14 protein-coding genes are annotated in these 19,393 nt (G+C 72.9%); 4 read left to right on the forward strand and 10 right to left on the reverse strand.

What is annotated here, in order from left to right; translation table 11 throughout:
* Positions 1 to 115 precede the first annotated feature (115 nt).
* The 4 genes from AC069T_RS13925 to AC069T_RS13940 form a co-directional block, all read right to left on the reverse strand.
* Entirely contained in the window at positions 116 to 2,155 is a 2,040-nt protein-coding gene (locus AC069T_RS13925) for an ATP-dependent DNA helicase (protein WP_478782947.1), read from the reverse strand.
* Positions 2,156 to 2,249: 94 nt separating this feature from the next.
* Positions 2,250 to 3,029: a GNAT family N-acetyltransferase gene (locus AC069T_RS13930; protein ID WP_478782948.1), complete on the reverse strand. Its 780-nt coding sequence runs from the start codon at positions 3,027 to 3,029 to the stop codon at positions 2,250 to 2,252.
* Positions 3,030 to 3,059: 30 nt separating this feature from the next.
* A complete protein-coding gene (locus tag AC069T_RS13935; protein ID WP_478782949.1) occupies positions 3,060 to 5,084 on the reverse strand; it encodes an IucA/IucC family protein in 2,025 nt (674 codons plus the stop codon).
* Positions 5,085 to 5,638: 554 nt separating this feature from the next.
* Positions 5,639 to 7,177 carry a diaminobutyrate--2-oxoglutarate transaminase family protein gene (locus AC069T_RS13940; protein WP_478782950.1) on the reverse strand — a complete coding sequence of 513 codons (1,539 nt, stop codon included), beginning with the start codon at positions 7,175 to 7,177 and terminating at the stop codon, positions 5,639 to 5,641.
* Positions 7,178 to 7,547: 370 nt separating this feature from the next.
* Between AC069T_RS13940 and AC069T_RS13945 the strand changes: the two genes are divergently transcribed.
* Both AC069T_RS13945 and AC069T_RS13950 read left to right on the forward strand, forming a co-directional pair.
* Positions 7,548 to 8,777, forward strand: a complete 1,230-nt coding sequence (locus AC069T_RS13945; protein ID WP_478782951.1) for a trypsin-like serine peptidase — start codon at positions 7,548 to 7,550, stop codon at positions 8,775 to 8,777.
* Positions 8,778 to 9,001: 224 nt separating this feature from the next.
* On the forward strand, positions 9,002 to 10,201 hold the full coding sequence (locus tag AC069T_RS13950) for a trypsin-like serine peptidase (RefSeq protein ID WP_478782952.1): 1,200 nt from the start codon (positions 9,002 to 9,004) through the stop codon (positions 10,199 to 10,201).
* A gap of 121 nt (positions 10,202 to 10,322) precedes the next feature.
* Here the strand turns inward: AC069T_RS13950 and hflX are convergent, their stop codons facing one another.
* The 6 genes from hflX to miaA all read right to left on the reverse strand — a co-directional run bounded on the left by hflX (position 10,323) and on the right by miaA (position 18,503).
* The gene (gene hflX, locus AC069T_RS13955) at positions 10,323 to 11,819 is read right to left on the reverse strand and encodes a GTPase HflX (RefSeq protein WP_358851449.1); all 1,497 of its coding nucleotides are present in this window, start codon (positions 11,817 to 11,819) and stop codon (positions 10,323 to 10,325) included.
* A 168-nt stretch (positions 11,820 to 11,987) separates the two neighbouring features.
* Entirely contained in the window at positions 11,988 to 13,472 is a 1,485-nt protein-coding gene (locus tag AC069T_RS13960; protein ID WP_478782953.1) for a M1 family metallopeptidase, read from the reverse strand.
* Between the two features lie 106 nt (positions 13,473 to 13,578).
* The gene (locus AC069T_RS13965) at positions 13,579 to 15,741 is read right to left on the reverse strand and encodes a RelA/SpoT family protein (RefSeq protein WP_478782954.1); all 2,163 of its coding nucleotides are present in this window, start codon (positions 15,739 to 15,741) and stop codon (positions 13,579 to 13,581) included.
* Positions 15,742 to 15,958: 217 nt separating this feature from the next.
* Entirely contained in the window at positions 15,959 to 16,852 is an 894-nt protein-coding gene (dapF, locus tag AC069T_RS13970) for a diaminopimelate epimerase (RefSeq protein ID WP_478782955.1), read from the reverse strand.
* Positions 16,853 to 16,917: 65 nt separating this feature from the next.
* A complete protein-coding gene (locus AC069T_RS13975; protein WP_478782995.1) occupies positions 16,918 to 17,457 on the reverse strand; it encodes a hypothetical protein in 540 nt (179 codons plus the stop codon).
* Positions 17,458 to 17,564: 107 nt separating this feature from the next.
* A complete protein-coding gene (gene miaA, locus AC069T_RS13980) occupies positions 17,565 to 18,503 on the reverse strand; it encodes a tRNA (adenosine(37)-N6)-dimethylallyltransferase MiaA (protein WP_478782956.1) in 939 nt (312 codons plus the stop codon).
* Positions 18,504 to 18,685: 182 nt separating this feature from the next.
* Here miaA and AC069T_RS13985 point away from each other — a divergent pair, with 182 nt between their 5' ends.
* Together AC069T_RS13985 and AC069T_RS13990 are read left to right on the forward strand one after the other, a co-directional pair.
* Entirely contained in the window at positions 18,686 to 18,946 is a 261-nt protein-coding gene (locus AC069T_RS13985; RefSeq protein WP_478782957.1) for a hypothetical protein, read from the forward strand.
* A gap of 25 nt (positions 18,947 to 18,971) precedes the next feature.
* Positions 18,972 to 19,253: an antitoxin gene (locus AC069T_RS13990; protein ID WP_478782958.1), complete on the forward strand. Its 282-nt coding sequence runs from the start codon at positions 18,972 to 18,974 to the stop codon at positions 19,251 to 19,253.
* Positions 19,254 to 19,393: the final 140 nt, after the last annotated feature.

Raw genomic sequence — 19,393 nt, forward strand, 5'->3', positions numbered from 1 at the left:
CCGACCGGGCCCCGGGACCACCTGCGCCGGTTCCGGGGCCCTGCTCTGCCCGGGCACCGGGCCGGCGGCGCGCTTCGGGCCCGTCCTCCTCCGAGGGTCGGGCCCGCGGCCATGCCTAGGCGTCCTCCGTCGTGCCAGCCGCGTCCTGTGCCTCGCCGGTGGCTCCCTCTGCCGCGCTTGAGGCGTCCTCCGTCCTGCGCGCCGCCTCGTCGATCGCGGCCAGCGACCTGCGGACCTGGTTGCGGTCCGTCGTGTACCAGAAATCAGGCAGCGAGGCCTTGAGATAGCTGCCGTAACGCGCCGTCGCCAGCCGCTGGTCCAGTACGGCGACCACCCCCCGGTCCCCGGACGCCCGTACGAGACGACCGGCGCCCTGCGCCATCAGGAGAGCCGCGTGGGTGGCGGCCACGGCCATGAAGCCGTTGCCTCCCGCTTCCTCGACCGCTTTCTGGCGGGCGCTCATCAGCGGGTCGTCGGGACGCGGGAACGGGATCTTGTCCATGACGACCAGCTGACAGCTCGGCCCCGGCACGTCGACGCCCTGCCAGAGGGACAGCGTGCCGAACAGGCACGTCCGGGGGTCTGCGGCGAAGTTCTTGATCAGCTCACCGAGCGTCTCCTCACCCTGCAGCAGGATGGGGAACTCGGGAATACGCGTGCGCAGTTCCTCGGCAGCCAGCTGGGCGGCCCGCATGGAGGAGAACAGGCCGAGCGTCCGGCCGCCGGCCGACTGGATCAACTCGGTCAGCTCGTCCAGCATGTCTGCGCGGTCGCCGTCACGCGCGGGGCGCGTCAGGTGCTTGGCGACGTACAGGATGCCCTGCTTGGGGTAGTCGAAGGGCGATCCGACGTCGACGCCCTTCCACTGCGGCAGGTCCTCGTCCTCGGCGCCCTCCGGGCCGAGGCCCAGCGAGGCCCCGACGCCGTTGAAGTCGCCGCCCAGCTTCAGCGTCGCGGAGGTCAGGACGACCGACCGGTCCGCGAACAGCTTCTCCCGGAGGAGGCCCGACACCGACATGGGCGCGACCCGCAGCGAGGCACCGAACCGGTCGTGCCGCTCGTACCAGACGACGTCCCACTCGGAGCCGTTCGTGATGCGCTCCGCCACGTCGTGCACGGCCTCCACCGAGGCGAGGGCCTGCTTGCGCACCGCGTCCTCGTCCTGGACGGACTTGTCGCGGGTGGCGCCGATCCCCGAGATCACCGTACGAGCGGCGTCGCGGAGCGCCATCAGGGCATAGCCGAGGTCCTCGGGGATCTCCTCCAGCCGGCCGGGCAGAGCCAGCTCCATGAGCCGCTCGAAGCCCTCGGCGGCGGTCTGGAGCTGGTCGGCGGCCTTCTCGTTGACCAGCTTCGCGGCACGGCGCACGGCGCGGTTGACCTGGCCCGGCGTGAGCTCGCCGGTCGCGACTCCGGTGACCCGGGAGACCAGCTCGTGAGCCTCGTCCACGATCAGGACCTCGTGCTGCGGGAGCACCGGAGCGCCCTCGATGGCGTCGATCGCGAGCAGTGCGTGGTTGGTGACGACGACGTCCGCGAGCTTGGCGCGCTCCCGTGCCATCTCGGCGAAGCACTCGGCGCCGTACGCGCACTTCGTGGCGCCCAGGCACTCACGGGACGAGACGGAGATCTGCGCCCAGGCACGGTCGGAGACGCCGGGCGTCAGATTGTCACGGTCCCCGGTCTCCGTCTCGTCGGACCAGTCGCGCAGCCGCACCAGGTCCTGTCCGAGCTTGCTGGTGGGTGCTGCCGCCTCGAACTGGTCGAAGAGGCCCTCCTCCTCGTCCTGCGGCATGCCCTCGTGCAGACGGTGCAGGCACAGGTAGTTCGACCGGCCCTTGAGCATCGCGAAGGAGGGACGGCGGCGCAGCAGCGGATGCAGCGAGTCGACGGTCCGCGGGAGGTCCCGCTCGGCGAGCTGCCGCTGGAGCGCGAGGGTGGCCGTCGCCACGACGACGCGCTCCCCGTGCGCGAGTGCGGGCACCAGGTAGCCGAGCGATTTACCGGTGCCGGTGCCGGCCTGGACCAGCAGGTGCGATCCGTCGTCGATCGCTTCCGCGACGGCTTCGGCCATGGTCACCTGGCCGGGACGCTCCGTACCGCCGACGGCGGTGACGGCAGCGTGCAGGAGTTCGGGGAGTGAGGGCTTCGTCATAGCGCGACCACCCTACGGGGCGGGACTGACAACCGGGTGGTCACGCCGAGGGCGAGGGGCGTGATCAGGACGGATGCGGGGGCGCACGGTGGCGTCACAGCACATCGCGCAGGCCCCGGTCCCTGACCAGGAGGGCGGCGCGTTTGCCTGGCAGGTCCACCTCGGCGGAGAACCGGAAGCCGGCGCTCAGGAACGCCGAGACGGACGGAGTGTTACGCAGATCGGGTTCGGCGACGACGCGCCCGCACGACGGGCGCTTCTCGCACACGAGGTCGGCGACGGCGCGGAGCAGGGCGGAACCGAGACCTCGCCCGCGTCCGGCGACACCGCCGATGAGGAGGTGGATGCCGGTGTCGTGCGGGCGGGCCGGGTAATGGCGTGCGAGCGGGTCGAGGTCGGCCCGGTAGATCTCCCAGTAGCTCATCGGGGTGCCGTCCAGCACGCCGAGGCAGGGCACGCTGCGTCCGTCCCCGGCGAGCTGGTCCCGCAGGTGCCGCTCGGTCACCGTTTCGGGTCCGGCGAGTTCCCAGAACGCGGCGACGGCGGGGTCGTTCATCCACCGGGCGACGAGCGTCAGATCGCGCCGGAGCCGGACGGGGACGAGCTGGAAGACACCTACGGGGGTGGCTGTGGGCCCCCAGGTACCGACGTGGTCGAGCAGGTCGTCACCCGCCGGGGCGGTGCTGTCCGCCGGCTCCCCCTCTCCATTGCCTGCTTCCTCGGCGAGGAGGGCGATGAGTTCGTCGGGCAGGCGCAGGTCCAGGGTGTCCTGGCCTTCCGAGTCCGGGCCGGCGGCCCGGTCGGCACCGGCACCGGCACCGGCATCGGTGTCGGGGGCGGTCGCGGCGTCGGCGCTCGCATCGGTGGAAGGCACGGCGACGCTCCTCTCAGGAGACGGGGTGGGTCACTTCCCGCAGGGACGAAGGGGGTTGGTGAGGGTGACGTAGACGGACTGGGTGTCGACCGGGCCGACGAGTTCGTCGAGGCCGTGCAGCCGGGTCAGCAGGTTGGCCTTGCAGCGCAGGACGGAGGAGTCCAGCAGGTACGCGGGCAGGGACGAACGCAACCGGTCGGGACCGGTGGCCACGTCCGCGAGGAAGCGGCGGAACGCGGCGAGCAACAGCTCCTCGCCGGCGAGGCGTTGGGAGCCGAAGGCGCCGACGAGACCGAGCACGTTGTTGATGGCGAGGTAGTAGGCGAAGCGCTCGTCGGTGACCTCGTCGGAGACGAACGTGTCGCTGTGCTCGCCGATGCCCGGCAGCCGGGCGTCGAGTGCCGCCCGCCGTGAGGCGCGGAAGTAGTAGCCCTGGTTGTCGCGGTAGCGGCCGCCCGCGGGCCAGCCCTCGGGGTCCAGCAGGAGCAGGGTGTTCTGCTGGTGTGCCTCCAGGGCGATCCCGGCCTCGCTGTCCAGCCAGAGCACCGGGCGCACGACCTGTTCCAGGTAGCGCAGGAACCACTCGGCGGACACGGCACCCCGGGAGCGCCCGGTCCGGTCGGCGAGGCGGGTGACGACTTCGGCGAGCCGGGACCTCATGACGGGGTGGGGACGGCCGTCGGCCCGGGCGTGGGGCCGGAGGGAGAGGAACCCGGCCACGCAGGAGACGTCGTCCGTCGGTCCGAAGGGGTTGTGGCGGATCACCACGTCGAGGCCCCGCACGGGCCTGCCGTCGAGGCCGTCGACGGCGAGCCATGCCGGATCGCGGACGATGCCGAACCCCGGGTGGGCGGCCTGCCACTGCTTGGACAGACCGGCACGCAGCAGGCGGTGGACCTCGACGCCGCGGTGGAGTTCCTTGCGGAGGTTCTCACGGCGGGAGTTGGTGATGCGCAGGCCGAGCGAGGTCTTGAGCATCGCGGGGGCGCCGGAGCGGTAGAGGGTGCGGACGGAGGAGGTGGGATGCCACGGAGCGCCGTACGGGCCGAGGTCGCGGAGCAGCCCGGCGGTGAACAGGGCGTCGGTGTCCGGGCGGTGCCGGATCTCGTGGGCCTGCCAGGGGTGCAGCGGCAGGGCCGTGTGTCCGTCGGGCAGCGCCAGTCCGGTACCGGCGAGTCGCGCGGTCAGCTGCCCGGCGGCGACGGGGCGACCGCGTTCCGTCCACGCCGAGTCGGCCGCGAGCACGGAGGGCGCGACCGCCAGCCAGTGCAGGGGAAAGGCACCGCGCAGCTCGGGCGAGTACTGCCGGGCCTCCGCGTCGGAGAGTCCCTCGCGGCTCTTGGGCGTCGGATGCAGAGGGTGTCCGAGGAGCAGCGCCTGCTCGGCGGCGAGGAAGCGGTCGGGTCCGTCACCGGGGCGTTCGCGGCGCTCGCCGATGAAGGCGGCGGTCCGGCGGACCGAGTCGGCGACCCGTCCGACCAGGTCGTTCACGTCGCTGATTCCGCCGGGCCGCGCGGTACCCGGCGAGGCGGCTCCGGGCGCGCTTCCCGCGAGGCCGGAGGCGTCGACGGCGTGGGTGTCCGTAGGCTCGGCCGTGGTCCCGCGTGGCCCGGCTCCCGCGTCAGCCGTCTCCCGGGCGAGCAGGGCCGCCACGGTGACGGCGTCGGCGGGAGGTGCCCCTTGCGGGGTGCCCTCGACGCGGGGAAGCCCGAAGCGGTGCCAGCCGGCCGGGGACCAGTGGTGCACCGGAGCGAGGAGGGCGGCGCCGGTTGCGGGGAGGGGGATGCGGAGGATGCCGTCGTCGGGAGCCCGGAGATCGTTCTCGCGCACCCAGCAGCGCAGCAGGTTCTCGACGGCCGCCGCCTGGGCCGCGGTATGCGGGTCCGGATGGTCGAGCAGGTCCGGGGTCTCGTGTGCCGGCGGCCTCGGGGCCGCCGATGTCCCGTCCTTCTGCCTCGGGACCGAGGCAGCGTGCGGCACGGGCGCGGCCTGGCCGCCGCGGGGCTCGCGCTCGGGCCCGAGCGGAAGGTCGTCGGATGCGGGGGTGGGGTTCACGGGCGTTCCTTGCGGGGTCCGGGGTGGCGCGGGGCAAATTCGTCGGGGCTTGATCGTTGGGGCTTGTCCGTCGGGGTGTCCGTCCGCGTGTACGTCGGGCTTGTCCATCGGGGTGTACGTCGGGCTTGTCCGTCCGGGTGTCCGTCCGCGTGTACGTCGGGCTTGTCCATCGGGGTGTACGTCGAGGACGGGGCCGGGGTGTGGGCGTGCGCGGGGATGTGCGGGCTGGGTGATGCGGCTGCGAGGGCGTCGTCGGGGCGGGCCGAGTCGGGCGGTGGCGGGTGCCCGGTCTCCGGACTCCGGTCGTCGACCGGTGGCGGGGGGTCCGCGGGCGGTCGACGGGTCGCGCGCGGCGCTCCCGCGCCATCGGTCCCCACCGGGGACGGGATGCCGGTCACAGTCGCCGCCGGCTGTCCGACCGCCCGCCGCCGACTGCCGCCGGTCACCGGTCACCGATCGCCGCTGACGGAACCCGAGTCCCGCCCCCGCCCCAGTACGTCCCTCGGCACAGCCCTGCGCGACATCACCGCCGCCTCCGCACCCGTACCGGAGCCCTACCCGGCTCCCGCGGCAGGCCCCCGCTCGGCAGACGCCCGAGCGCCCGGCCCCCGCTCGGCAGACGCCCGAGCGCCCGGCCCCCGCTCGGCAGACGCCCGAGCGCCCGGCCCCCGCTCGTCCGGCCCCCGCTCGCCCGGCCCCCGCTCGTCCGGCCCCCGCTCGTCCGGTTTCGCGTCCGGAACCCCCCGCGCCACCGCCGCCACCGCGTCCGCCAGCCGTTCCAGTACGGCGTTCGCCTGTTCGTCGGTGATCGTCAGGGGTGGGAGCAGGCGGACGACGCTGTCCCGGCGGCCGCCGAGTTCGACGATCAGACCGCGCCGCAGGCACTCCCGCTGGACCGCGGAGGCCAGGTCGGGTGCGGCGGGCGGCGGGTCCGTGCCGGCGCCGTCCGGGTGCACCAGCTCCAGGCCGATCATCAGTCCCCGGCCGCGCACGTCCCCGATGCAGGCGAACTCCGCGGACAGTGACCGGAGTTGTCCGAGCATGCGCGCCCCCAGCGCGGCGGCACGCTCGGCGAGGCGGTTCTCGCGCACGTGGCGGAGGGTCGCCGTGCCCGCGGCCATGGCGAGCTGGTTCCCGCGGAACGTGCCCGCGTGGGCACCGGATTCCCACACGTCGAGTTCGTCGCGGTAGACGACGACGGCCAGCGGGAGACTGCCGCCGATGGCCTTGGACAGGACCATCACGTCGGGCGTGACGCCGCTGTGCTCGACGGCCCAGAAGGCACCGGTGCGGCCGACCCCCGTGTGAACCTCGTCGGCGATCAGCGGGATGGACCGGGCGCGGGTGATCTCCCGCATGCGCCGCATCCAGTCGTCCGGCGCGGGGGTCACCCCGCCCTCGCCCTGGACCGGTTCGAGGATCATGCCGGCGGGGTGCGGCACACCCGACTTGACGTCGTCGAGGACCGACTCGGTCCAGCGGGCCGCGAGCTCGGCCCCGCGGTCACCGCCGACCCCGAAGGGACAGCGGTAGTCCTGCGGATACGGCAGCCGTGCCATCCGTACTCCGGACGCGCCTCCGGACGCTTCGAGCGCCCCCGCGGTCATCCCGTGGCAGGCGCCGGTGAAGGCCAGCATCGTGGTGCGCCCGGTCGCGGCACGCACCAGCCTGAACGCGGTCTCGACGGCGTCCGTGCCGGCCGGACCGCAGAACCGCACCCGGGCCCGCTCGGCGAACGCGGGCGGCAGCGTGCGGAACAGCTCGGTCGTGAAGGCGTCCTTGACGGGGGTGGCGAGGTCGAGGGCGTGCAGCGGCGCCCCCGAGTCGAGGACGCTCCTGATCGCCTCGAGGACCACCGGGTGGTTGTGCCCGAGAGCCAGGGCCCCGGCCCCGGAGAGACAGTCGAGATACCGGCGTCCGTCGGCACCCTCGATCGTCAGCCCCCGCGCGCGGACGGGCACGATCGGCAGGGCGCGCGCGTAGGTGCGCGCCGCGGACTCGCGCGCCGACTGGCGCCGCAGCATTCCCTCGTGCGCCGCGTGCGCCTCCCCCGACCCGCTCTCCTCCCGTACCCTCACGGGCTCACGCCCCATCACCGCAGACTCCGTCACGGCCACGACTACAGGTCCTCCCGCTGCTCAGAGGCGAGTTGGCGGGGGTTTCCGAACGCAGGCGGCAGCTCCCCCGTACGTACCAACGACGAGGCAGGCACGGGGAAGCGGGTGAGGTGAAGATCCTTGCCGTGACGGAACCGTTGCCGTTCCGTCGGAACTCCCCCACAGCGACCGCATAGTGTGTGGTGCCGTTCAGAAGTGCGGGCGGGTCACCGGCCCGGCCGCCCGATCGGCACCGCCCGGCCCCCTGCCGAAGGGGTCCGGAGGGGCGGCTCCGTACGGAAGTGCACAGGTACGGCCGCCGCCGAGGCAGCGCAGACATTTCTCACGTCCAGGGGGAGTTCACACCATGCGATCCATACGCCCGCCCTTCACCGCTCGCCGAGGGGGGAGCACGCGCCGCAGAACCTCCCCCGTCCTGGTCGCCGTCGGCCTCACCGCGACGCTGGCGCTCACCGCCACCGCGTGCGGCTCGGGCGACGAGCAGACGAACGCCGAGGCGTCCGCCTCCGCGGCCGGGAGCGGCGACGGCAAGATCAAGATCCCGCAGGACGTCAAGGACAAGCTCAAAGAGCACGGCTTCGACATCGACAAGTGGAAGAACGGCGCCTGGAAGAACTGGGACAGGGACGACTGGCTGCGCGAGGCGGACGAGTTCGTCAACCCCATCATCAAGGACCTGTGGGACCCGGACCGGATGCGTGACGCGGACGACCCGGACCAGGACAAGGGCGTCGACGAGAACGACATCTCCGGCGACCAGGGCGTCACCGACGCGACCCCGGCTCCCGTGCCCGCCCGGTCGGTGCAGGCCGCCTACCACGAGCGCGTGCCCGAGGCCGGCAAGGTGTTCTTCGACTCCCCCGAGGGCACGATGGTCTGCTCGGCGACCGTGGTGAAGGACCCGGCCCACCCGGGCAAGTCGAACCTGGTGTGGACGGCGGGCCACTGCGTGCACGCGGGCAAGAAGGGCGGCTGGTACCGCAACATCGCCTTCGTACCGGCCTACAACAACGCCGGCAAGAACGCGTCCCAGTTGCAGAGCGCCGCCAAGGCGGAGATCGCTCCCTACGGCGTGTGGTGGAGCGACTGGGCGCAGACCTCGGACCAGTGGATCGAGCAGGGTGGCGCCACGGGCGGCGAGGGTGCGCCGTACGACTTCGCCGTGCTGCATGTGACCCCGGAGAAGGGCAGCGACGGCAAGTCCCTGGAGGAGACGGTCGGTTCGGCACTGCCGGTGGACTTCAACGCGCCGGCCGTACCGGAGGTGTCGAGCATCACCGCGACCGGCTACCCGGCGGCGGCGCCCTACGACGGGCAGAAGCTGTTCCAGTGCACGGACGAGCCGGGGCGGCTGTCGATCGTGAAGTCCGACCCGACGATGTACCGCATCGGCTGCACCATGACCGGCGGTTCGTCCGGCGGCGGCTGGGTGGCGAAGGGGGCGGACGGCAAGCCCGCTCTGGTCTCCAACACCTCGATCGGTCCGGTGAGTTCGGGCTGGCTGGCGGGCCCGCACCTGGGGGCCGAGGCCAAGGGTGTGTACGACTCGGTCAGTGGGAAGTTCGCCGGACAGTGACCCGCCCGGCCTGACCGGGCGCGGACGGACGGTGGCGGGGTGGCACAACGGACGGCCCACGGACGGCGCACGGACAGCGCGCGGGGAAAGCTTCACCACCCCACCAGCGTTCCCCCGCAACCACCCGGGCATAGTGGGGTGTCGCGTTCGAGCGGGTCCGCCGAGGACCGACTCCGCACCTGACCAGCACATGACATAAGCGCTTCAACGGGGGTTCCCACCACATGCGTTCCATACGTACGTCCGTCGCACCCCGGCGCGGCAGACCCGGCGTTCTCGTGGCCGCGGGGATCGTCGCGGCCCTGTCGCTCACCGCCAGCGCCTGCGGCTCGGGCGACGACAGGGCGAGCGACAAGCCCGCGGCCGGCACGTCCCAGGGGGCGGGCGAGGACAAGGCCCGGATTCCCGGCGACCTCGCCGACCGGCTCAAGGAGCACGGCATCGACGTCGACCGGTGGAAGGACGGCGGCTGGAAGAACTGGGACAAGGACAAGTGGCTCAGTGACGCCAAGGACTTCGTCAACCCGGTGATCAAGGGGCTGTGGAAGCCGGAGCGGATGAAGTCCGCCGAGGACCCGGACAAGACGATCGCGGCGAAGGACGCGTCCGCCGACCAGGGCGTCAGCGACCCCGCACCGGAGCCGGTCAGGGCCACGGCGGAGAAGACGCCGTACCACCGGAACGCGGCCCCGGTCGGCAAGGTCTTCTTCGACTCGCCCAAGGGGTCGATGGTCTGCTCCGGCACGGTCGTCAGGGACGTCAACCACCCCGGCAGGTCCAACCTGGTGTGGACCGCCGGCCACTGCGTGCACGCGGGCGGCAGCGGCGGCTGGTACCGCAACATCGCCTTCGTCCCGTCCTACAACGACCTGGACAAGTCCGAGGCGCAGCTGAGCGGTGCCACCGCCGCGGAGATGGCACCGTACGGCCAGTGGTGGGCCGACTGGGCCTCGACCTCCCGCGAGTGGATCTCCGGCGGTGACGAGACGGGCGGTGCCGGCGCCCCGTACGACTACGCCGTGCTGCACGTGAAGCCGGAGCGGGGCGCCAAGTCCCTGGAGGAGACGGTCGGCAACGCGCTGGACGTGGACTTCTCCGCGCCCTCCGCGCGGAGTGCCGGCGCCATGGGTGCCTGGGGCTACCCCGCCGCGCCGCCGTACAACGGTCTGAGCATGTTCAAGTGCGTCGACCGGCCGGGGCGGCTCTCGCTCAGCCCGGGTCTGCCGACGATGTACCGCATCGGCTGCACGATGACGGGCGGCTCGTCCGGCGGCGGCTGGTTCCGTGTCGTCGACGGCAGGACCAAGCTGGTGTCGAACACGTCGATCGGCCCGTCCGACCACACCTGGCTCGCCGGACCGCAGCTCGGTGCGGGCGCCGAGGCGCTCTACCGGAGCATGAGCAAGAAGTACGGCGGCCGGTAGGCACAGCAGCGCTCCGCCACGGCACACGGCGAAGTCCCGCCCCCTGCGAGGGGAGCGGGACTTCGGCCGCCGTACGGTCCGGCTCGCCGCCGGTCCTGCGCCTGCGGTGCGGCGCCCGGGATCAGGCGAGCGGCGCGGGGACGTACGGCGCGAGATCCGCCGCCAGTTCCTCGTGCACCCGCGCCTTGAGCAGGGTGCCCTCCGGGGTGTGCTCCTCGGAGATGACGTCGCCCTCGTCGTGCGCCCGGGCGATCAGCTGGCCCTGCGTGTACGGCACGAGCGCCTCGATCTCGACCGAGGGACGCGGCAGCTCGTTGTCGATGAGCGCGCGCAGCTCGGCGATGCCCCGGCCGGTGCGGGCGGAGATCGCGATGGACCGCTTCTCGATCCGCATCAGCCGCTGAAGGACCAGCGGGTCGGCGGCGTCCGCCTTGTTGATCACCACGATCTCGGGCACCTTCGTGGCACCCACGTCGCGGATGACCTCGCGCACGGCGGCCAGCTGCTCCTCCGGGGCCGGATGCGAACCGTCCACCACGTGCAGGATCAGGTCGGAGTCGCCGACCTCCTCCATCGTGGAGCGGAACGCCTCGACCAGGTGGTGCGGCAGGTGCCGGACGAAACCGACCGTGTCGGCCAGCGTGTACAGCCGGCCGCTCGGGGTCTCGGCCCGGCGGACGGTCGGGTCGAGGGTCGCGAACAGCGCGTTCTCGACGAGCACGCCCGCGCCCGTGAGGCGGTTGAGCAGCGAGGACTTGCCCGCGTTGGTGTAGCCCGCGATGGCGACCGAGGGCACCTTGTGGCGTCGGCGCTCCTGACGCTTGATCTCGCGGCCGGTCTTCATGTCCGCGATCTCACGGCGCATCTTCGCCATCTTCTCGCGGATCCGCCGCCGGTCCGTCTCGATCTTGGTCTCACCGGGACCACGGGTGGCGAGGCCGCCGCCCTTGCCGCCGCCCATCTGACGGGACAGCGACTGACCCCAGCCGCGCAGTCGCGGCAGCATGTACTGCATCTGCGCGAGCGCGACCTGCGCCTTGCCCTCTCGGGACTTGGCGTGCTGGGCGAAGATGTCCAGGATCAGGGCGGTCCGGTCGATCACCTTGACCTTGACGACGTCCTCGAGGTGGATCAGCTGGCCGGGGCTCAGCTCACCGTCGCAGATCACGGTGTCGGCGCCGGTCTCCAGGACGATGTCCCGCAGCTCGTTGGCCTTGCCGGATCCGATGTACGTGGCCGCGTCGGGCTTGTCGCGGCGCTGCACGACGCCGTCGAGCACGAGCGCACCCGCGGTCTCCGCGAGGGCGGCCAGCTCGGCCAGCGAATTCTCCGCGTCGGTCATGCTGCCCGTGGTCCACACCCCGACGAGTACGACGCGCTCCAGGCGGAGCTGCCGGTACTCGACCTCGGTGACGTCCTCGAGCTCGGTGGACAGACCCGCGACACGGCGCAGGGCGGCCCGCTCGGAGCGGTCGAACTGCTCGCCGTCCCGCTCTCCGTCGATCTCGTGGCTCCAGGCGACGTCCTCTTCCATCAGGGCATCGGCCCGAAGACCTTCGGGGTAGTTCTGCGCCGCGACGCTCTGCGCGTCCTGGGAAGGGGAAGAAGAGGAGGTCATTGGATCCTTACGTCGATGGGAATGCGATGCGGCAACGGACGTCGCCCGTCATGGTGGACAACGCCCGGGGGCGCCGGGAGATTCCCGGCGTCCGCCGCACGTGCCCCGGGAGGCCGTGCCGCCGACCAGAAAGATGGTCGCACGGCACGCCCCGTCTCGTCACGCGAGTTAACCCTTGCCTCCGCGCGCCTTGGGGGCGTCGCTCCTCCAGTCCGGGTGCCCCGGCATGGGCGGAGTCCTCTCCCCGTGGAGCCACGCCTTGAAGAACCCGGTCAGGTCGCGCCCGGACAGGGTCGACGCGAGGTCCACGAAGTCGGCCGTCGTCGCCGTGCCGTCCTGGTGGAGGGCAACCCAGGTCCGCTCCAGGCGTTCGAAGGCCGGGCGCCCGATCTCCTGCCTGAGCGCGTACAGCACCAGCGCGGCGCCGTCGTAGACGTTGGGCCGGAAGATGCTGATCTTCTGACCCGGATCGGGCGCCTTGGGCGCGGCGGGCGGCCCGCCCGCGGCCCGCCAGGAGTCGGAGGCGCGGTAGGCCGCCTTCATCCGCGTCTCCATGCGCCGGCCGGCCTTCTCCTCCGAGTACAGGGCCTCGTACCAGGTGGCGTGCCCCTCGTTGAGCCACAGGTCGGACCAGGTGCGCGGGCTGACGCTGTCGCCGAACCACTGGTGGGACAGCTCGTGGACCATGACCGACTCGACGAGCCACTTCGGGTACGCGGGTTCGGTGAAGATGTCCTTCTCGAACAGGGAGAGGGTCTGGGTCTCCAGCTCGAAACCGGTCTGCGCCTCGGCCATCAGCAGCCCGTACGTCTCGAAGGGGTACCGGCCGACCTTCTCCTCCATCCAGGCGATCTGGCCCGGCGTCTTCGCGAGCCACGGTTCCAGGCGGTCCCGGTCCTTGGTGGGCACGACGTCGCGGACGGGAAGCCCGTGCGGGCCGCCGCGGTGCACCACCGTGGAGCGCCCGATGGACACCTGGGCCAGTTCGGTGGCCATGGGGTGCTCGGTGCGGTACGTCCAGGTGGTGGCGCCGGCCCGCCGGTCCGTTCCCGCGGGCAGTCCGTTGGCGACCGCCGTGTACCCCTCGGGCGCGGTCACACGGATGGTGAACATCGCCTTGTCGAAGGGGTGGTCGTTGCACGGGAAGACCAGGTGGGCGGCGTCGGCCTGGTTGGCCATGGCGAGGCCGTCCCTGGTCCGCACCCAGCCGCCGTCCCGGCCCTGGGCGGACACCGGGTCGCTGGTGTGCCGCACGGTGACCCGCAGGGCCGTGCCGGCCGGGACCGGCGCCGGCGGGGTGACCACCAGGTCCTCGCCCGCGCTCGTGAACGTCGCCGGTACGCCGTTCACCTCGACCTCCCGCACGGTGCCGTGCGCGAAGTCGAGGTTGATCCGCTCCAGCGGGCTCGTGGTCCGGGCGGCGACGGTGGTGACGGCAGTGAGCGGTTTGTCGTTCGCGCCGGCGTAGGTGAAGTCGAGGTCGTACGACGTGACGTCGTAGCCGGGGTTGCCCAGGTGCGGGAAGAGGCGGTCGCCGACGCCGAGCGGGACGGCCGGTGAGGGGGCGCTCGCGGCGAGGAGGCAGACGGACACGGCGGAGGCGAGCAGCGCCGTCGTGACGCGCCGCCTCCCGGGGCGGGGGGTGAGCAGCATGAACCACCGCTACCAGCGCGCACCCCCTCCGCGGTGACGGCGCGCACCGGGCCCACCCGAACGGGTACCCGCCGGGCGCCCTCGGCGGTCACTGGGCGGCGGCCGCCTAGTGCTGCGCGCGGTTGACGTCGAAGACGCCCGGCACGTCGCGCATGGCCCGCATCAGGGCGGGGAGGTGTGCGGCGTCCGGGAGTTGGAGGGTGTACGTGTGCCGTACCCGCTGCTGGCTCGGCGGTTCGACGGTGGCCGAGACGATCGCGACGCCCTCCAGGGCGATGGCCTCGGTGAGGTCGGCGAGCAGATGGGGCCGCCCGAAGGACTCGGCGACGAGGGTGACGCGGCACTCGGTGGTGTCGCCCCAGCGCACGCCGACCTCCGCGCGCCCCACGCCCTTCATGCGCTCCACGGCGGGGCATTCGAGCCGGTGGACGGTCACCACTCCCCCGCGTACGGCGAAGCCGGTCACCTCGTCGGGCGGTACGGGGGTGCAGCAGCCGGCGAGGCGCACGGACGCGCCGGGCTGGTCGACGACGGCGTTGGCGGCGCCCGGCCGCGCGGGGGGCCCTTCGGCGGCGGGCCTCGGAGCCGCGGCGGGCGCCTCGGGGGTCTGCGTGGCACGCGGTGCGGGGTGAGTGGCGATCCAGCGCTGGATGGCGATGCGGGCGGCGGGCGTGTGCGCGTGCTCCAGCCACTCCCGGGAGGGCTCGGAGGCGGCGTCCTGGCCCATCAGCAGCTGCACGGTGTCACCGTCCCGCAGGACCGTGCTCAGCGTCGCCAGACGGCCGTTGACGCGCGCGCCGATGCAGGCGTGCGCGTCCTCGCCGTACTGGGCGTAGGCGGCGTCCACGCAACTGGCGCCGTCGGGCAGGCCCAGCGAGCCGCCGTCGGCCCGGAAGACGGTGATCTCGCGGTCCTGGGCGAGGTCCTCGCGCAGGGTGGACCAGAACGTGTCGGTGTCGGTGGCGGCCTCCTGCCAGTCGAGGAGTCGGGAGAGCCAGCCGGGCCGGGTGGGGTCGGCGCGCTCGCCGTCGAAGGAGCGCTCCCCCGCGCCGTCCGTCTGCTCGTCGGCGGGAGTGGCGTAGGGGTTGCCCAGGGCGATGACTCCGGCCTCGGCCACCTTGTGCATCTGGTGCGTGCGGATGAGGACTTCGGCGATCTCGCCGTCCCCGCGGGCGACCGCCGTGTGCAGCGACTGGTACAGGTTGAACTTCGGTACGGCGATGAAGTCCTTGAACTCCGAGACCACCGGGGTGAGGCAGGTGTGCAGCTCGCCGAGGACGCCGTAGCAGTCGGCGTCCTCGTTGACGAGCACCAGGAGCCGCCCGAAGTCGGAGCCGCGCATCCGCCCGCGTTTGCGCGACACCCGGTGCACGGAGACGAAGTGCCGTGGCCGGATGACGACTTCGGCCGGGATCCCCGCCTCGCGCAGGACGGTGCGCACCTCCTCGGCGATCTCCCCGAGCGGGTCGTCGCGGCGGGCCGCGTTGTCGTCGATCAGTTCCCTGGTGTGCTCGTACTCCTCGGGGTGCAGGATCGAGAAGACCAGGTCCTCCAGCTCGGTCTTGAGCGCCTGCACGCCGAGCCGTTCGGCGAGCGGGATGAGCACGTCCCGCGTCACCTTGGCGATGCGTTCCTGTTTCTCGGGGCGCATGACGCCCAGGGTGCGCATGTTGTGCAGCCGGTCGGCGAGTTTGATCGACATGACCCGGACGTCGTTGCCGGTGGCGACGAGCATCTTGCGGAACGTCTCGGGCTCGGCGGCGGCCCCGTAGTCGACCTTCTCCAGTTTCGTGACGCCGTCGACGAGGTAACAGACCTCCTCGCCGAACTCCGCGCGCACCTGATCGAGCGTCACGTCCGTGTCCTCGACGGTGTCGTGGAGCAGGGAGGCGGTCAACGTCGTGGTCTCCGCGCCCAGTTCGGCGAGGATGAGGGTGACCGCCAGCGGGTGCGTGATGTAGGGCTCGCCGCTCTTGCGCATCTGGCCGCGGTGCGAGGACTCGGCGAGCACGTACGCCCGGCGCAGCGGTTCCAGGTCGGCGTCGGGGTGGTGGGCGCGGTGGGCCTCGGCCACGTGGCCGATCGCGTCGGGCAGCCGGTCCCGGGCCGCGGGTCCAAGCAGTGCGGCCCGGCCCAGGCGGCGCAGGTCGATCCGCGGACGGCCCTTCCTGCGGTGTGCCGGGGCCGCCTCGCGCCCGAGCGGGAGCGCGGGCTCGGGGGACGGCTGCGCTGGGCCTGGCGTCGCGGGATTCGTCGCCTCCGCACTCATGGGCACCTCCGGCTGCGTAGACCGGTGGACGGGGTGCCCCAGGGCGTACACGGCTCAGGGGCTGATGTCGTTCCCCCGTCCGGGCCGGTGCTTGATGCTACCGAGCCCACCACGCCCGGCTGACCGCCTCCCGCCGAGCGTGAAACGGATCACCCATTCGAGCGAAGGTTTTCGGGTTTACGGTTCGGATCTGCGCGAGGCGGGACGGCACGGCCGGTCAGGCGCGCCCGGCGCCGAACCACTCCGCGTCGATCTCTCCCTCGGCGACGATCACCGCGGGGCCCGTCATCTCGATCTCGCCGTCCGGGCGCTCGGTGATCACGAGCGTGCCGCCGGGCACGTCCACGGTGTACGTCACCGGGGTGCCGGTCCCGGCCGGGTCGGCGCCGTCCCGCCGGGCGGCGGCGACGGCCACGGCGCAGGCGCCCGTGCCGCAGGATCGGGTCTCGCCCGCGCCGCGCTCGTGCACGCGCACGGCGACGTGCCGGGGGCCGCGGTCGGCGACGAACTCCACGTTCACCCCGTCCGGGTAGGCGGACGCCGGGCTGAAGGGCGGCGGGGTGAACAGGTCGCCGGCGTGTGCGAGATCGTCCACGAAGGCGACCGCGTGCGGGTTGCCCATGTTCACGTGGCGCGCGGGCCAGCTGCGCTCGCCGACGCTCACGGTGACGTCGCCCGCGGGGAACACGGCCCTGCCCATGCCGACGGTGATGTCACCCGCGGCGGAGCCGCCGGGGGATCCCGCCTTGGCGATGTGGACGCTCTTCACGCCCCCGCGCGTGGCGACCGCGAGGTCCCCCTCGGTCACCAGTCCGGCCCGCTGGAGGTAGCGGGCGAACACGCGCACGCCGTTGCCGCACATCTCGGCGACGGATCCGTCGCCGTTGCGGTAGTCCATGAACCACTCCGCCTCGGCCGCCATCTCCCGGGCCTCGGGGTGCGCGGCGGACCGGACGACGTGCAGCAGGCCGTCACCGCCGATGCCCGCGCGGCGGTCGCACAGGGCGGCGACGGCGGCCGGGGGCAGGTCGAGGGCGTTCTCCGGGTCCGGGAGGATCACGAAGTCGTTCTCGGTCCCGTGACCCTTGAGGAAGGCGATCCGCGTGCTCATCCCTCGATCGTACGGGGTGCGTACGACAGCGGTCGGCGTCGGTCCACGGGGCGGAACCGTCCCGGTCAGCGCAGTCGGGCCACGCGCCACACGGCGAGCACCGCCACCGCGGCGACGACGACCACGTACGCGATGACCACGCGCCAGTCGGGCCGCCGTCCGGAGCCGCGCTGCGGCAGGCCGGGCCAGGTGTGGCCGACCCGGCGGGCGGCCATCATGCCCCAGCCGGCGGAGCAGGCGCAGATCAGCAGACCGAGCATGGCGACCACGGCTCCGCCGTCACCGAACTCGAAGGCGAGCGGGAACGCGAACATCAGCGAGCCGACGGCCGCCAGCGCCACGATGGGCGCGAGCTGCCAGATCCGCAGCCGGCGCTGCGGGCGCAGCTCGACCACCTCGACCTCGGCCTGGGCGGACAGCTCGTCCGGGGTCGGGCCGTCGGCGGTCACCCCGTCCAGGATGTCCTCGGGCCCGTCGGCGCTCAGACGCTCCGCGTCCGGGTCGGTGCCCAGGCTCGCTCCGTCCGGACCGAGGCCCGGACGGGGTCCGTCCGGATCGGCGTCGTGCTCAGCGTCACGTGCGGTGTCACGAGGGCCGGCCTCCATCGCCACGCGCCCTCCCAACTCGGACTTCACTGGTCGATCGAAGCTCGATGATGGCACGGCGCCGGAGGCCGGGATGACGGCCTGAGCGTCCCGATGCCATGACGTGATCAGGCTGTGACCGGTCGTTCGAGCAACGCCAGTGCGAGCCCGGGGAGTTCTGTGAGATCCGCCGCAGCCCCACTGAGCCAGTGCACCCGGGGGTCGCGTCTGAACCAGGAATCCTGGCGGCGCGCGAAGCGTTTGGTGGCGCGCACGGTCTCGGCACGTGCCGCGTCCTCGGTGCACTCCCCCGCGAGCATGGCGAGTACCTGCTGGTAGCCGAGCGCCCGGGACGCCGTACGCCCCTCGCGCAACCCCTGCGCCGCAAGTGCGCGCACCTCGTCGACGAGCCCCGCGTCCCACATCCGGTCCACCCGGCGGGCGATGCGCTCGTCGAGTTCGGGACGGGCGACGTCGACGCCGATCTGGACGGTGTCGTAGACGGAGTCGTGGCCGGGCAGGTTGGCGGTGAAGGGCTTGCCGGTGATCTCGATGACCTCGAGGGCGCGGACGATCCGGCGGCCGTTGCTGGGCAGGATCGCCTGGGCAGCGCCGGGGTCGGCGGCGGCCAGCCGGGCGTGCAGCGCGCCGGAGCCGCGGAGCGTCAGCTCCTCCTCCAGCCGGGCGCGCACGTCGGGGTCGGTGCCGGGGAACTCCAGGTGGTCGACCGCCCCGCGGACGTAGAGCCCGGAGCCGCCCACGAGGATCGGCCAGCGGCCCTCGGCGAGCAGCGCGTCGATGCGGGCGCGGGCGAGCCGCTGGTACTCGGCGACGCTCGCGGTGACCGTCACGTCCCAGATGTCCAGGAGGTGGTGCGGGACGTCACCGCGCTCCTCGCGCGTCAGCTTGGCGGTGCCGATGTCCATCCCTCGGTAGAGCTGCATGGAGTCGGCGTTGACGACCTCACCGCCGAGGCGCTGGGCCAGGAAGACGCCGAGATCGGACTTTCCTGCCGCGGTGGGGCCGACGACGGCGATGACGCGGGGGGCGGGGGGTGCGCTGCTCACCGCCCCAGTCTCGCAAACCCCGGGACCACTCCTCGAACGAGCTACGTGACGCCACCGGTCCGGGGTCGTTGCCTGTTGCGTGGTTTCGGCCGCCGATTTCGAGAGCCGGTTGCCCGGGCGGCGCGAACAGGCACACCGGTCAGCGCGGGATTTCCCCCGCACGAGTAGCGCATGGAGTGAATATGGGCGTTTTTGCACGACTTCTTCGGAGGTCGAAGGCCACGGAGGAGACGTCGGCCGCCGAGGCGGCCGGCACGGTGACGGCCGGAGCCGACGCGGACGCGGCGGAGGGGGCGAAGGAATCGCCCGGGACCGGGGGCGGGGGCGGGGCCGCTCCGGAGGAGTCCTTGGAGGCCACCGCGTCCGACGGCGTGGAGATCCCCAAGCAGCAGTCCGCCGACGAGGCCGCCGACAGCGAGGCCGGCGAGGGCGCCCGCAAGTGACCGCACCCGCGCGAGAAGGCGGACCGTGGGTCTTCCGGACAAGCTGAGTTCCAGGCCCGTCCCGGCCGGGGACCAGGTCCCGGACCTCGCGAACCGGCACGGTGACACGATCCGGCACGGTCTGGACAGGGCCGCGAGCGTGGCCGGCGAGACGACCAAGGACGAGTCCAGCGACCGGATCCGGACGGGTACGGGCCGGACGGGTACGGGCCAGGCCGAGGACGCCATGGACCGGCTCGCGCACCGGGACGAGCGCGGAGCGACGCCTCCGCCGGACAAGACACCCGCGCATCCTCCGGCTTCCTGAGACTCGGCGCACCGGGGGGGGGGGGGGGGGGCGGCCGCGCCCCCCCCCCCCCCCCCAGCTGCTAGGCGCTCCCCCCCCCAGCACGAACCCCCCCTCGTTTGTTCTCCCCCTTTGCTTCCGCCTCTCCTTTGTCCCCCTCC

The organism is Streptomyces sp. NPDC043867, from assembly GCF_056435845.1.